Annotated in this window: 14 protein-coding genes; 8 read left to right on the forward strand and 6 right to left on the reverse strand. The window is 68.8% G+C overall.

Translation table 11 applies throughout. The annotated features are described in order from the left end of the window. A partial coding sequence (locus tag AC2VOK_RS09170) for a DUF4333 domain-containing protein (RefSeq protein ID WP_428900194.1) occupies positions 1-433 on the forward strand: 433 nt, incomplete at its 5' end. A gap of 6 nt (positions 434-439) precedes the next feature. Here AC2VOK_RS09170 and AC2VOK_RS09175 read toward each other — a convergent pair. Continuing rightward, positions 440-1,396: a 5'-3' exonuclease gene (locus AC2VOK_RS09175; RefSeq protein ID WP_428900195.1), complete on the reverse strand. Its 957-nt coding sequence runs from the start codon at positions 1,394-1,396 to the stop codon at positions 440-442. A gap of 141 nt (positions 1,397-1,537) precedes the next feature. On the opposite strand from AC2VOK_RS09175, the gene AC2VOK_RS09180 reads away from it, so the two are divergent. Then, positions 1,538-2,665, forward strand: a complete 1,128-nt coding sequence (locus tag AC2VOK_RS09180) for a M24 family metallopeptidase (protein WP_428900196.1) — start codon at positions 1,538-1,540, stop codon at positions 2,663-2,665. A gap of 53 nt (positions 2,666-2,718) precedes the next feature. Here AC2VOK_RS09180 and AC2VOK_RS09185 read toward each other — a convergent pair whose 3' ends face one another. Continuing rightward, positions 2,719-3,132, reverse strand: coding sequence for a F420-dependent biliverdin reductase (locus AC2VOK_RS09185; RefSeq protein WP_421530589.1), 414 nt, complete (start codon positions 3,130-3,132; stop codon positions 2,719-2,721). Between the two features lie 35 nt (positions 3,133-3,167). Here AC2VOK_RS09185 and dprE2 point away from each other — a divergent pair, with 35 nt between their 5' ends. From dprE2 to AC2VOK_RS09215, 6 genes are all read left to right on the forward strand, one after another. Then, positions 3,168-3,917 carry a decaprenylphospho-beta-D-erythro-pentofuranosid-2-ulose 2-reductase gene (gene dprE2 / locus AC2VOK_RS09190; RefSeq protein ID WP_428900197.1) on the forward strand — a complete coding sequence of 250 codons (750 nt, stop codon included), beginning with the start codon at positions 3,168-3,170 and terminating at the stop codon, positions 3,915-3,917. A gap of 49 nt (positions 3,918-3,966) precedes the next feature. Then, positions 3,967-5,139: a precorrin-6y C5,15-methyltransferase (decarboxylating) subunit CbiE gene (gene cbiE, locus AC2VOK_RS09195; RefSeq protein ID WP_428900198.1), complete on the forward strand. Its 1,173-nt coding sequence runs from the start codon at positions 3,967-3,969 to the stop codon at positions 5,137-5,139. Beyond that, a complete protein-coding gene (gene cobM / locus AC2VOK_RS09200; RefSeq protein WP_428900199.1) occupies positions 5,136-5,891 on the forward strand; it encodes a precorrin-4 C(11)-methyltransferase in 756 nt (251 codons plus the stop codon). Before cbiE ends, cobM begins: the two co-directional genes overlap by 4 nt. Next, positions 5,888-6,625 carry a cobalt-precorrin-6A reductase gene (locus AC2VOK_RS09205; protein WP_428900216.1) on the forward strand — a complete coding sequence of 246 codons (738 nt, stop codon included), beginning with the start codon at positions 5,888-5,890 and terminating at the stop codon, positions 6,623-6,625. Before cobM ends, AC2VOK_RS09205 begins: the two co-directional genes overlap by 4 nt. Before the next feature lie 327 nt (positions 6,626-6,952). Further along, entirely contained in the window at positions 6,953-7,384 is a 432-nt protein-coding gene (locus tag AC2VOK_RS09210) for an MmpS family transport accessory protein (RefSeq protein ID WP_428900200.1), read from the forward strand. Next, a complete protein-coding gene (locus tag AC2VOK_RS09215; protein WP_428900201.1) occupies positions 7,381-10,380 on the forward strand; it encodes an MMPL/RND family transporter in 3,000 nt (999 codons plus the stop codon). The genes AC2VOK_RS09210 and AC2VOK_RS09215 overlap by 4 nt, the downstream gene beginning before the upstream one ends. A gap of 49 nt (positions 10,381-10,429) precedes the next feature. Here the strand turns inward: AC2VOK_RS09215 and AC2VOK_RS09220 are convergent, their stop codons facing one another. From AC2VOK_RS09220 to AC2VOK_RS09235, 4 genes are read right to left on the reverse strand one after another with little or no spacing between them, the layout of a single operon-like run. Continuing rightward, positions 10,430-11,929, reverse strand: coding sequence for a precorrin-2 C(20)-methyltransferase (locus tag AC2VOK_RS09220; protein WP_428900202.1), 1,500 nt, complete (start codon positions 11,927-11,929; stop codon positions 10,430-10,432). Beyond that, on the reverse strand, positions 11,926-12,552 hold the full coding sequence (locus AC2VOK_RS09225; RefSeq protein WP_421530582.1) for a precorrin-8X methylmutase: 627 nt from the start codon (positions 12,550-12,552) through the stop codon (positions 11,926-11,928). The genes AC2VOK_RS09220 and AC2VOK_RS09225 overlap by 4 nt, the downstream gene beginning before the upstream one ends. A gap of 9 nt (positions 12,553-12,561) precedes the next feature. Further along, positions 12,562-13,686 carry a precorrin-3B synthase gene (gene cobG / locus AC2VOK_RS09230; protein WP_428900203.1) on the reverse strand — a complete coding sequence of 375 codons (1,125 nt, stop codon included), beginning with the start codon at positions 13,684-13,686 and terminating at the stop codon, positions 12,562-12,564. A gap of 43 nt (positions 13,687-13,729) precedes the next feature. Next, positions 13,730-14,698 carry an NAD(P)H-dependent flavin oxidoreductase gene (locus tag AC2VOK_RS09235; protein ID WP_428900204.1) on the reverse strand — a complete coding sequence of 323 codons (969 nt, stop codon included), beginning with the start codon at positions 14,696-14,698 and terminating at the stop codon, positions 13,730-13,732. Positions 14,699-14,717: the final 19 nt, after the last annotated feature.

The following is a 14,717-nucleotide window of genomic DNA, read 5'->3' on the forward strand; positions in this document are numbered from 1 at the left end:
GGGCCAGTACGGCCAGCCGGGCCAGTACGGCCAGCCGGGCCAGTACGGCCAGCCGGGCCAGTACGGCCAGCCGGGCCAGTACGGCCAGCCGGGCAAGAAGCGCTCGACCACCCTGATCGCCGGGGCCGGACTGATCGCCTTCCTGCTCATCGCCGCCGTGCTGGTGCTCGGCTTCTGGGAGCCTGGCTTCTTCGTCACCACCAAGCTGGACATCAAAAAGGCCCAGACCGGTGTCCAGCAGATCCTGTCCGATGAGACCAACGGTTACGGCGCCCGCAACGTCAAAGACGTCACGTGCAACAACGGCGCCGACCCGACCGTCAAGAAGGGCGCCAGCTTCGATTGCAGTGTGAGCATCGACGGTGCGCAGAAGCATGTGACGGTGACCTTCCAGGACAACACGGGCACCTATGAGGTCGGCCGGCCCCAGTAAGGGCGGTCAACCCCGAAGCGTGTCGAGCGCCTTCTGCAGCCGCGCGATCGACGAGCCGACACCCAGCTCGGTGGCCAGCCGGGCGGTGCGCTCCGGGTCGGCGGCCGTCAGGGGCAGGGCGTCGGTCGGAGTCGACAGTGTCACCGGCGCGTCGGTGGCTACCCGTACCACCCCTTCCGCGGCCTGGATGTAGTCGGTGGCGGTCAGCAGTTTCGCGCGAAGCCCTTTGGCCATCGTCAATTTCGGGTCGCCGGCGGCGGCCAGTATCTGCTGCAGCGATCCGTGCCGTGCCAGCAGCGCCGCCGCCGTCTTCTCGCCGATGCCCGGCACGCCGGGCAGACCGTCGGACGGATCGCCGCGCAACAACGCCAGCTCGGCATAGGCCGCCCCGGCCCGCTGCGTCGGCACCCCGTAGTGGTCGGACACCTCGGCGGGTCCGAACAGGATCGCGTTGGTCAGCCCACGGCCCAGGTAGAGCACCCGAACCGGCACCGGTTCGTCGGCAACCACCTGCAGCAGGTCGCGGTCCCCGCTGACCACGACGACCGGGTCGGCGCGCTCCCGCGCCGCCAGCGTGCCCAGCACGTCGTCGGCCTCGAAGCCGGCCGCACCGGCCATCGGGATGCCGAACGCGTCGAGCAGCTCGGTGATCATGTCGACCTGTGGGGTCAGGTCGTCGGGGACCTCCTCGATGTCGGGCTCCCCGGCGGGCTCCGGTTCGGCCACCCGATGCGCCTTATACGACGGGATCAGGTCCACCCGGAACTGCGGCCGCCAATCCAGGTCCAGGCACACCGCCAGCCGGCCGGGCCGCTGCCGGGTGATCACCACGGCCACCGAGTCGACAAAGCCGCGGACGGCGTTCACCGGCCGGCCGTCGGGAGCGGTGATCGAGGAGGGCACGCCGAAGTACGAGCGGAACCACATGCTGGCGCCGTCGAGAAGGACCAGGGGCGGAGGCATGCCGGGTATGGTCTCACGACGCTTCCCGTGAGCAGCCCCCCGCAAGAGGAGGTGCCCAACACATTGCCCCAAACGCGGCGTTGTGGGGTGATTGTGCGTCTGGTCACCGTCGTTGGCCGCGCCGGGCTAGCCTGACTACCAATGGACTCTGAACGATTCGACGCAAGCGTGTACGCCCGCCGGATGGCCGCGGCGGCCGCCGCGACCGCCGGGGCGGGTCTCGACGCCCTGGTGATCACCCCCGGTTATGACCTGCGGTACCTCGTCGGCTCGCGGGCCCAGACGTTCGAGCGGCTCACCGCACTGGTGCTGCCGGCCTCCGGTGACCCGATCGTCGTGGTGCCGCGCCTCGAACTGGCCTCCCTGGCGGGGTCGGCCATCGCCGAACTGGGCCTGCCGGTGCGTGACTGGGTCGATGGCGACGACCCCTACGTGCTGGTGAGTGCCGCGTTGGGCGGTGGCCGCCTCGCGACCGCCGTCACCGATTCCATGCCGGCACTGCACCTGCTGCCCCTGGCCGACGCGTTCGGGAAGCTGCCGGTGCTTGCCACCGACGTCCTGCGCGGGCTCCGGATGGTCAAGGAGGCATGCGAGATCGACGCGTTGCGTAAGGCCGGTGCGGCCATCGACCGGGTACACGCCCGGGTGCCGGGGTTTCTCGTCCCCGGCCGCACCGAAGCTGACGTCGCCGCTGCCATCGCCGAAGCCATTGTCGCCGAGGGGCATTCGGGAGTCTCATTCGTCATCGTCGGCTCCGGGCCGCACGGAGCGGATCCCCACCACAGCTATTCGGCCCGTGAACTGCATGCGGGGGACGTCGTGGTCGTCGACATCGGGGGAGCCTACGAGCCCGGCTATCACTCGGACTGCACCCGCACCTACAGCATGGGTGATCCAGAACCCGAAGTGGCCCAACACTATTCGGTGCTCGAGCGCGCCCAGCGAGCGGCCTTGGACGCGGTGTGCCCGGGCGTGACCGCCGAGCAGGTCGACGCCGCCGCCCGCGACGTGCTGGCCGACGCGGGGCTCGCGGAGCACTTCGTGCACCGTACCGGGCACGGGATCGGCCTGTCGGTGCACGAGGAGCCCTACATCGTCGCCGGCAACGACCTGCCGCTGGCCCCGGGGATGGCCTTTTCCATCGAGCCGGGCATCTACTTCCCGGGCCGGTGGGGCGCGCGCATCGAGGACATCGTCGTGGTCACCGAGGACGGCGCGCTGGCCGTCAACAACCGCCCGCACGAGCTGATCGTGGTTCCCGCGTCGTAGCCAGCGATGTCACCCGCGCCGCGTCGGGTGGGTGCACCATCGCCGGGGGGGCGCTATCCCTCGCCGCGTTCGAGCAGCGTCGAGGATCCCAGCACCCGCTCCACATGCACCTCGATGACCACCCTCCGCGGGTTGGGCTTGGGAGTGCGGTAGCGCTGGGCATAGCGCAGCTCGGCGTCGCGCACGGCGTCGGCGTCGCTGTTGACCTTGGATCGGCCTTCCAGGGACAGCCAGCGCGCACCGTCGACCTGGCTGAGCACGGCGACGCCGGCACGGTCGGCGTTGACCGCCTTCTGAGACCCGCCGGTGGTGATGACCCGCGCGATGTGTGTTGTGGGATCGAAGGTGAATCCCACCGCCACGACGTGCGGTGATCCGTCGTTGCGCAGTGTGGTCAGCATGGCCAGATGCCGTTCCGACAGGAATGCCAGCGCGTCGTCGGTGAGCCGGGTAGTGGTGTTCGCCATCACCGCCCACGCTAGCGCAGGTGATAATCGCAGCCGTGGACGACACGGGCGCAGGCCTGATACTGATCCTGGGCGGTCGCAGTGAGATCGGCGTCGAACTCGCGCGCCGCCTGGCTCCGCAATCGACGGTGGTGCTCGCCGCGCGCGGCGCCGACCGACTCGACGAGCAGGTCGCCATGCTGAAAGCCGCCGGCGCGGTAGCAGTGCACACGAAAGAGTTCGACGCCGACGACCTGGCCTCGCACGGCCCCTTCGTCGCCTCGGTCGTCGACGAGCACGGCCCCATCGGCACCGCCGTGCTGGCCTTCGGCGTCCTGGGTGACCAGGTCCGCGCCGAAACCGACGCCGCCCACGCCACCGCCATCGTGCACACCGACTACGTCGCCCAGGTCAGCATGCTCACCCACCTGGCGGCCGCCATGCGCCACGTCGGCAAGGGCACGCTGGTGGTGTTCTCCTCGGTGGCCGGGATCCGGGTGCGCCGCGCCAACTACGTCTACGGCTCGGCCAAGGCGGGCCTGGACGGCTTCGCCGGCGGCTTGGCCGACGCACTGCACGGCAGCGGCGTCAACCTGCTGATCGTCCGCCCGGGATTCGTGATCGGGCGCATGACACAGGGCATGGCGCCCGCGCCGCTGTCCAGCACCCCACAACGAGTGGCCGATGCCACCGCACACGCCCTGGCAAAGGGGCGGCGTACCGTATGGATACCGTGGGCGCTGCGGCCGACGTTTTTCGCGATGCGGTTGTTGCCCCAGTTCGTGTGGCGCAGGATGCCGCGATGATCCGCGCCGGCGACGCCGCAGAACGAAGCGACGATGAGGAGCGGCGCTCATGATCGTCGTCGTCGGGATCGGCGCCGACGGCATGGCGGGCCTTTCGCGGCAGGCGCGCACCGAATTGGTGAGAGCCACTGTGATTCACGGCGCACAAAGGCAGCTTTCCCTGCTCGACGACACCGTCACCGCCGAACGCCGGGAGTGGCCGTCGCCGATGCTGCCCGCCCTGCGGAACCTGCCCGCCGACGACGCCGCCGACGTCCACGTCGTGGCCAGCGGCGACCCGCTGATGCACGGCGTCGGCGGCACACTCGTCCGCGTGTTCGGCGCAGCCAAGGTCATCGTGCTGCCGCACGTCTCGTCGGTCGCGCTGGCCTGCGCCCGGATGGGCTGGAACGTCCACGACGCCGAGGTGATCAGCCTGGTCACCGCGCGGGCGGACACCGCGGTGCGCCGGGGCGGCCGGGCGATCGTGCTCTCGCGTGACCACACCACGCCGGCGACCCTGGCCGGATTACTCGACGCCCACGGGCGCGGCGAGTCCGTGATGACTGTTCTCGAACAGCTTGCCGGCCCGGGTGAACGACGCCGCGAGGCCACCGCGCGGCAGTGGGCCCACAGCGCCCCGCCGGATGTCGACGACCTCAACGTGATGGCCATCCACTACCTGCCCGACGAGCGCGTCTCGCCGTTGCCCGACGACGCGTTCGTGCACGACGGCCAGATCACCAAACACGGGATGCGTGCCGTGACGTTGGCGGCGCTGGCACCGCGCCCGGGAGAGCGGTTGTGGGATGTCGGCGCGGGATCGGGCAGCATCAGCGTCGAGTGGTCCCGCAGCTGGCCGGGCTGCAGCGCGGTCGCGTTCGAGCGTGACGGAAACCGGCGCCGCAACGTCGAATTCAACGCCGCTGCGGCGGGCCTGGACATCGACGTGCGCGGCGACGCGCCTGCGGCGTTCGACGGGGCGGAAACCCCGTCGGCGATCTTCGTCGGCGGCGGCCTGACCCAACCGGGTCTGCTCGACGCATGCTTCGACCGCTTGCCCCGGGGCGGACGCTTGGTCGCCAACGTGGTCACCGCCGAATCGGAAGCCGCGCTGATCCAAGCACATTCGCAACTCGGTGGACTGCTGCGACGTTTTCAGCACTATCAGGGCGAACCGCTGGGCGAGTTCACCGGCTGGCGCCCGCAGTACCCGGTCACCCAATGGGCGGTGACGCGATGACGGTCTACTTCATCGGGGCGGGCCCCGGCGCCGCGGACCTGATCACCGTGCGCGGCCAACGAATTCTCCAGCGATGCCCGACGTGCCTCTACGCCGGGTCCATCATGCCCGACGATCTGTTGGCGCTGTGCCCACCTGATGCGAATGTCGTGGACACCGGCCCGCTTACGCTCGAACAGATCATCGTCGAGTTGGCCGGCGCGGACGCCGTAGGTCACGACGTGGCGAGGCTGCACTCCGGTGACCCGTCGCTCTACAGCGCCCTGGCCGAGCAGTGCCGCCGGCTCGACGAACTCGGCATCGGCTACGAGATCGTTCCTGGCGTGCCGGCTTTCGCCGCAGCCGCGGCCGCCCTGAAGCGCGAGCTCACCGTTCCCGGGGTGGCGCAGACGGTGACGCTGACCCGGACAGCCACCCTGTCGACCCCCATGCCGCCCGGTGAGGAGCTGGCCGAGCTCGCCCGGTCCGGGGCCACCCTCGTCCTGCACCTGGCCGCCGCCCAGATCGATGCCATTGTCCCGCAGCTCTTGGCGGGCGGGTACCGCCCCGAAACACCGGCCGCGGTAGTGGCTTTCGCCAGTTGGCCGAGGGAAAGTGTGCTGCGCGGCAATCTCGCCGGCATCGCCGAACAGATGCACGACGCCAACATCACCAGAACCGCCGTCATCGTCGTCGGTGACGTGCTGGCCGCGCACGGTTTCACCGACAGCTACCTGTATTCGAGCGGGCGGACCCGGGGTGGTCGGCACTGATGCGGATCTTGCTGCTCGGCGGGACCGCGGAGGCGCGGGCACTGGCGCGGGCCCTGCACCCGCGGTTCGACATCGTGAGCTCGCTGGCCGGCCGCGTTCCCGACCCCGCCCTCCCGGTCGGGCCGGTGCGCATCGGCGGATTCGGCGGCGTCGACGGGTTGCGGCGGTGGCTGCACGACGAGCGCATCGACGCCGTCGTGGACGCCACCCACCCGTTCGCGGCGACGATGACGTCCCACGCTGCCCAGGTGTGCGGCCAATTGGGGATGCCGCATCTGGTGTTGGCCCGCCCGGCTTGGGACCCAGGGCCCGCGGGCGTCGTCGCTTCCGATGCGCAGGCGGCCGAAGTCGTTGCTCAGCAGAGTTATTCGCGGGTATTTCTGACCACCGGCCGCTCGGGGGTGAGTGCCTTCGCCACCAGCGACGCATGGTTTTTGATCCGGGCGGTCACCGCGCCGGACGGCGCCGCGATGCCGCGCCGTCACCACGTCGTGCTGTCTCGTGGGCCTTATTTCTACGACGACGAGCTCGCCCTGTTGCGCGAGCACCGCATCGACGCGCTGGTGACGAAGAACAGTGGCGGGCATATGACCCGGGCTAAGCTAGATGCCGCCGCCGCGCTGCACGTTGCCGTCGTGATGGTGGCGCGGCCGGCGCTGCCGGAGGGGGTGCGCACCGTCGCCACCGTGCGAGAGGCCGCGGAATGGATCACCCGGGAGGTCGCCGGCGGCTGACCTGCCGAATCGTCGCTGCCGACGGCCGCGAGCGGCGCATCGCGGCAGCGGGTGGTGCGGGACCGGGTGATGCTCACCGGCAGCCGTACACGGCCGCAGGCGGCCACAAAAATACGGTGGGGGGTATGGTATACATGGTGCAACGCGCCCGAGACGATGCGAGGATTCGAGCACGCAAACCAGGCCACAGGGGCACTACGGGTGGCTGAAGACCACGCTCGCGGGGTCTCATGCCCTAGCCGTCTGCAGCCTGCCCTACCATCTCCACGGGGTACGGAAGCGAAACTGCCAGGACAGAACCAGGCTTGAGAGCGAAAGGAAACCCCGATGTTGGCCTTTCTCAAGAAGGCTTGGGTACCGCTCGTCGTCGTGGTGGCGGTCGCCCTCGGTGGCATCGCGGTCAACGACCTGCGTGGCATGTTCGGCTCCGAAGAGATCTTCACCGCCACCGGAAGCAGCGCCGAACCGCTCACGCCCTCCCATATCAAGCGGGTGACATACGAGGTCTACGGACCCGCTGACACGGCCGGGAGTGTCAGTTACCTTGACATGAGCGCCCAACCGGAGCAGGCGAGCTTCACCAGCCTGCCCTGGACGTACACGATCACCACGACCGTGCCCGCGGTGATCGCCAACCTGGTGGCGCAGGGCAACAGCGACACCATCGGGTGCCGCATCACCGTCAATGGCGAGCTCAAAGACGAGCGGTCGGCGGATGGCCACCACGCCCAAACTTCTTGCTTGGTGAAAGCCGGATGAACACAGACACCGAGACGCGCCCCAAGTTCATGCGGTTCGTCCGCAACTTCGCGGTCCCCATCATCATCGGATGGTTGCTGCTGACCGCGGGCCTGAACCTGCTTGTGCCGCCGATCGAGTCGGTTGCCCGAAACCACGCGGTCACCATGTCGCCTCAGGATGCGCCGGCGATGATCGCCGCCAAGCGCATCGGCGCGACGTTCCACGAGTCGGACTCCGACAGCATCGCCATGATCGTCCTGGAGAGCGATCACAAGCTCGGCCCGGACGCGCACCGCTACTACGACAGCCTGGTGCACAAGCTGGACGCCGACCACAAGCACGTGCAGCACGTCCAGAACGTGTGGGGGGATCCGCTGACGGCCGCGGGCGTGGAGAGCCGCGACGGCAAGGCCGCCTACGTCCAGCTCAACCTGGCCGGCAACCAGGGCAGCACTCTGGGCAACGAGTCGGTCAAAGCGGTCCGCGAGACCGTCGATCGTTCATCGCCGCCCCCGGGCCTCAAGGTTTATCTCACCGGCCCGGCAGCGCTGACGACGGACATGAACGACGCCGCCGACAAGAGCATGTTCACGATGATGGGCGTGACGGGCGTGGTCATCATGATCATGCTGTTCATCGCCTACCGTTCCGTCAGCACGGTGCTCCTCGTTCTCGTCATGGTCGGTTTCGAGATGGGCACGGCCAGGGGCCTGGTCGCGCTGCTCGGCAACGACGACCTGTTGGGGTTTTCGACGTTCGTCGTCGCCATGCTGTCCTCGTTGGCGATCGCGGCGGGGACCGACTACGCGATCTTCCTCATCGGTCGCTATCAGGAAGCGCGTCAGGCCGGTCTGGATCGGGAAGCCGCCTACTACAGCATGTTCCGCGGCACCTTCCACATCATTCTGGGATCCGGGCTGACGATCGCCGGCGCCACCTTTTGTCTGCACCTGGCGCGGCTGTCCTACTTCAAGGCGCTGGGGATTCCGTCCGCGGTGGGCCTGGTCGTCGTCGTCGCGGGCGCACTGACAGCCGCGCCTGCGGTTGTGGCAGTGGCCAGCCGGTTCGGGCTGCTCGACCCGAAGCGGGCCGTCAAGGTCCACGGCTGGCGGCGCATCGGGACCGCGAGCGTGCGCTGGCCGGGCGCGGTGTTCGCGACCTCGCTGGCCATCGCGATCGTCGGTATCCTCTTCATGCCGACCATGAAGACCAGTTACAACGACCGCTACTACATTCCCAAAGACCTGCCGTCGAACGTCGGATACGAGGCCGCCGAGCGTCATTTCAGTGCCGCCACGATGAATCCTGACATCCTGATGATCGAGAGCGATCACGACATGCGGAACAGCGGCGACATGATCATCCTGGACCGGCTGGCCAAGGACGTGTTCCGCTCGCCGGGCATCGCGATGGTGCAGAGCATCACCCGGCCGCTCGGTGGGCCCATCGAGCACACGTCGATACCGTTCCAGATCAGTGCCCAGTCGATCCCTATCCAGGAAAACCTTCAGTTCATGAAGGACCGGATGGATGACATGCTCAAGATGAGCGACGACCTCGGCGCCATGATCGGGTCGATGCAGCGGATGCAGGGTTTGATGACCCGGATGAGCGACTCGACGCACCGCATGGTCGGCGACATGCACGACATGCAGGTCACGCTGGACGACATGCGCGACCACATGGCGGACTTCGACGATTTCGCACGGCCGCTGCGTGATTACCTGTACTGGGAACAGCACTGCTACAACATCCCGGTGTGCTGGGCGACGAGGTCGGTCTTCGACGCGATCGACGGCCTCGACAAGTTCAGTGACAACATGAAGACGCTGATCAAGGACGTCGACAACATCGACGCGATCATGCCGCAGATGGTGGCCCAGTTCCCGCCGATCATCGCGGTCGCCAAGTCGATGCGGGGCAGCCTGCTCACCATCCACAGCAGCTTCTCGGGTCTGGTCACGCAGATGTCGCAGATGACCGACACCGCGAGCGCCATGGGTCAGGCGTTCGACGCCTCCCGCAGCGGTGACTACTTCTACCTGCCGCCGGAAGCGTTCCAGAACGCCGACTTTCAGCGCGGTCTGAAGCTGTTCCTGTCCCCCGACGGGAAGGCCGCGCGTTTCATCATCACCCACGACAAGGACCCGGCGACCCCGGCCGGCATCGACGCGGTCAAGCCGGAACTCGAGGCAGCTCACCATGCGGTCAAAGGAACGACATTGACCGATGCCAGGTTCTACCTGGCCGGAACGGCCGCCATCTACCGCGACATCCAGTCCGGCTCGCACTACGACCTGTTGATCGTCGGGATCGCGGCGATCACGCTGATTTTTGCTGTCATGGTGATCATCACGCGGGCTCTGGTGGCGTCCCTGGTGATCGTCGGGACGGTGCTGCTGTCGCTGGGAGCCGCCTTCGGGCTCTCGGTGCTGGTGTGGCAACACCTCGTGGGTCTGGATTTGAACTGGATCGCGCCGGTATTCGGGCTGATCATCCTGCTGGCTGTCGGCTCCGACTACAACCTTTTGCTGGTGTCGCGGTTCCAGGAGGAGATCGGAGCCGGTCTCAAGACCGGGATCATCCGGTCGATGGGCGAAACCGGTGGGGTCGTGACGTCGGCGGGCCTGGTCTTCGCCTTCACCATGATGTCGATGGTGGCCAGCGATCTGAGCTCGATCGGACAGGCCGGCAGCACGATCGGCCTCGGCCTGCTGTTCGACACCCTGATCGTCCGCTCGTTGATGACGCCGTCGATCGCCGCGCTGCTCGGTCGTTGGTTCTGGTGGCCGATGCGGGTGCGCCCCCGCCCGGCCAGCGAGATGCTGCGGCCGTTCGGCCCGCGGCGTCTGGTCCGCTCCCTGTTGCTGGGCGAGCCCGCCGATGCGGCAACAGCCAGGACCCCACGGCAGGCCAACGGCTCGGCTGCCACCCAGGAATACGGCGGCCAATTCGCCTCCGACGACATGACGCACAGTGGCGGCGACGGCCCGGAGCCGGGCCGCGCGCATTGAGCCGATGCCGGTGTCCCGGTCGCCCGACGCCGAACAGGATGGCGGGCTGTCAAAACGGGTAGCGCCGGGGCGTGAACACCCGGTCACCCGAATCCACTGAGTGCCACTGCGTTTGCGACGACCCGACGATCAGCAGGCAACGCATGTCGATGTCGGCAGGATCGAGATCGGCCAGCCGCACGACCCGGACGGTTTCCTCGGGCCCGGAAACGTCACGGCCGATCACCACCGGTGTCCCCGGTTCGCGATGGGCCAGCAGGATGTCGCGCATCGCGCCGACCTGCCAGGTCCGCGTCGCCGACGCCGGGTTGTACACGGCCAGAACCAGATCCGCGCCGGCCACGGCGGTGAGCCGGGCGGCGATCACGTCCCACGGCTTGAGCCGGTCGGACAGCGAGATCACGGCGTAGTCGTGACCGAGCGGAGCCCCGACCCGGCTGGCGACGGCCTGGGCGGCGGTCATCGCCGGGATCACCCGCACCTGCACCCCCGGCCACTGCTTGGCCTCTTCCAACACGGCGGTGGCCATCGCGAACACGCCCGGGTCACCCGACGACACCACCGCCACGGCGTGTCCCTGCTCGGCCAGCGAGCAGGCCAGGCGTGCCCGCGCGGGTTCGTCAGTGTTGCCGCTGGAATGGCGGCGCTGCCCGTCGTGGGCGGGCACGCGGTCCAGGTAGCCGGCGTACCCGATCAGGTCGGTCGCGGCCGCGAGTTCCCGCCGGGCCTGCGGCGTCATCCAATCGGTGTCGCCGGGCCCGAGTCCCACCACCGCCACCGCCCCCGTCGCCCGGCGGCGGTCCCGCCGCATGCCCGGCAGCACGGCCAGCGAAAAATACGGCACGCCGTTCTCGTCGACATCGGCGGCGGGTAGTACCCGTTCACCGGAGGTGCTGGCCCGCTCCACATAGAACGCGTCGTCAAGTCTTCCGGACGCCGAAAGCGCTTCCCGGACATTGTGATAGGAGCGGCCCAGTTTGAGGATGACGGCGGCGTCGGTGTCGGCGAGCCGCCGCGTCAGCTCGGCGGCGGGCAGGGTGCCCGGAAGCACCGACAGCACCTCGTCGCCGGCCACCAATGGCGTCGCGATGGCCGCCGAGGCGGCACTCACCGAGGTGACCCCGGGAACGATGACCGCATCGAATCGCTCCGTGAGGCGGGTGTGCAGATGCATGTAGGAGCTGTAGAACAGCGGGTCGCCCTCGGCGAGCAGCGCCACATCGCGCCCGGCGTCCAGGTGTGCCGCGATCCGCCGGGTGGCTTCGACGTAGAAGTCCTCGAGCGCCCCGGCGTAGCCGCCGGGATGATCGGTGGACCCGGTCGTCACCGGATAGACCAGGTGCTCCTCGATCTGGTCGGGCCGCAGGTACGGTTCGGCGATTCCTCTCGCGATGCTGTGACCGTGCCGGGCGCTGTGATAAGCGACCACGTCCGCGTCGCCGATCACCCGGGCGGCCTTGACCGTCACCAGTTCGGGGTCGCCGGGGCCCAACCCGACCCCCCACAGAGTGCCTCTGGGGGCGCTTCGCGCGGTGCCCTCCGCGGTCATTCGCGCTCGCTGGCGATCGCGTTGACCGCGGCGGCGGCCATGGCGCTGCCGCCGCGCCGGCCCCGCACGACCAGATACGACATGCCGCGCGGACCGTCGATCAGCTCCTGCTTGGATTGTGCCGACCCGACGAAACCGACCGGGCCGCCCAGCACCGCCACCGGGGATGCGGCGCCCTCGTCGATCAGCTCCAGCAGCCGGAACAGTGCGGTGGGCGCATTGCCGATCGCCAGGACCGCACCGGCCATCCGGTCGGCCCACAATTCCACGCCCGCCGCCGAACGGGTGGTTCGCCGGCGGGCGGCCAGTTCGGCCGCTCGCGGATCGGCGACCAGTGACACCACCTCGTTGCCGGCCGGCAACCGCGCGGTGGTGATCCCGGCGGCCACCATTGACGCATCGCACAGCACCGGTGCGCCGGCTCGCAGGGCGGCGCGGGCCCGCGCGACGACGTCGTCGGTGAAGGCGACGTGGTCGGCGACATCGATCTGGCCGCAGGTGTGGATCAACCGGACCACCACCTGGGCGACGTCGGCCGGGAACCGGCCCAGGTCGGCTTCGGCGCGGATGGTCGCAAACGACTGGCGATAGATTTCTGCCGCGTCGCGGATGTAGTCGAGCACCCGATCACCCTAAGGCTCGTCACTGTGGCGACCCGCCGCGGAGCGCGCCAGCCGGTATCCGTCCCCGACGGCGACCAGCACCTCACCGGCCAGCGGGCTGCCGCACGCCCGCTCGCAGCCCACGAAGTGACGATGCACCTCGGCGTCGGGCTCCAGGGACCGCGCGGCGTCGGCCCGCACATCGGCGACCGAGTGCGCGCACCCGGGCCTGCCGGTGCAGGCGCTGACCGTCAGCCAGGGGGAGTGTTCGTCGAAAACCAGGCCCAGGGGCGCCAGCACCCGGAGTGCGACGTCCGCCGCCTCTTCGCTGAGGTCGCACACCAGCACCGAGCGCCACGGCGTGATCACCAGCGGGGCCCCGATCGCGGCCAGAAAGTCGGCGACGCGCGCGGGCAGCACGCCCAGCGGGACCGCGGCGCCCAACGTGACGCGGCCGTCGTCCTGGCTTAGCCAACCCACCGGCGCTCGGGTGACCGGTGCGAAGCCGGCGCCGAGTTCGATTCCGGGCATCAGGCGTGCGATATCGTCGAGTTCTTTTATCCGCCAGGCATTTCCGCGAATTTCGAGGAAGCGCTTCGCGATCGTGACCAGCGCGTCGACCACCTCGTGGGCGGCCAGCCGGACGCCGGTGTCGCGTCCGGTGATGAGCAACGCACAGCCGTCGGGTCTTGCATGGACACCCACATCGGCGCGCAGCCCGGACACGTCGGCGCGCCCATCGTCCAGACTGAACCAGAACCGGCCGCCAAGCTGGGCGAGCCTGGGATCCCCGCAGATCGCGGTGTCCAGCGCACCCACCAAGGGCCGTACGTCGAGGCTCCCACCGGCACGGCCGGACAGCGGCGACGCGACGATGTTGCGGATGCGCTCGTGAGTCGCCGAGGGCAACAGTCCGGCACCGGCGATCGCTTCCGCCACCGCGGTCACATCGGTGACCGCGCGTATCTGCAGGTTGCCCCGGGCGGTCAGCTCCAGCGCTGCGGAACCGGATGCGCTCGCGGCTCCCGCCACTGCGGCGAGCTGGGCGGCGGTGATCATGCCGCCGGGGAGCCGCACCCGCACCAATGCGCCGTCGGCGGCCTGGTGCACCTGGAGTGCACCCGGACAGGCGTCGGTTCTGCGCGCTCTGGCCACATGATCACGCTACGGGAGACAGAGGGTTCTGCGGCCCGATCGATCACTCGTAGACGTGCGCCCTCCCGACGACGGACGCGCGGTCGAGAGCGAGGCAGAACTCCTTTTCAAGCCTTGCGACGATTGTCGCCACCGGTTCGATTGCGTGGATCGTCTGTAGGCCCTGACCTGCGGCCCAGGCGTCCTTCCACCGTTTGATGGCGGCGGCGCCGGCGGTGTAGTTCTTGGCTGTCGCCACGGGCGCGAGACGGTCGGGATCGAGTCCCAGGGCGCTCAGACTGGGTTTGAGCCACGAGGCCGGGGTCCCGGTGATGGCCGAGCTGACAATCAGGTCGTCGGGTCCGTGGTCGACGATCATCTGTTTGTATCCGGGCACCGCCATACTCTCCTCGGCGGCCAGGAAACGCGTACCCATGTACACCAAATCCGCGCCCGCAATGACCGCTCCCGCCACACCGTGTCCGTCGCTGATTCCGCCACCCACGATGATCACGCCGTCGAAGAACTCTCGTACTGCGGAGATGAAGGCGAACGGGGACATGTGCCCGGTATGGCCACCGGCTCCTGCAGCGACACAGGCCATTCCGTCGGCACCGGCCTCGCTGGCCTTGTGCGCCAGCCGGATGTTGATGACGTCGGCGATCACCATGCCCCCGTAGCCCTTCACCACGTCGATGACGGGTCTCGGTGAACCGAGCGCCGTAATGACCATCTGTGGCCGGTATTCGGCGATCAGCCGAAGATCCTCGGCAAGACGGCCGTTGCTGCTGTGCGTCACGAGATTGGCCGCCCAAGGCGCGACCGGGCGGGCCGCGTGCTCAACGGTGCCGAGTTGGTCGGTGATGGTGCCCATCCACACGTCGAGGTCGGCCGTCGTTCGGCAATTCTGAGTGGGAAACGAGCCGATGATGCCCGCCCTACAGGCCGCCGTGACAAGTTCTGGTCCGGAAACCAGGAACATCGGGGCCGCGATGACGGGGAGTCTTAACGAGAAGGGGAGCGGTTGGTTCACGATGGCCCTCATGCGTAGT

The organism is Mycobacterium sp. TH-M116, assembly GCF_057473685.1.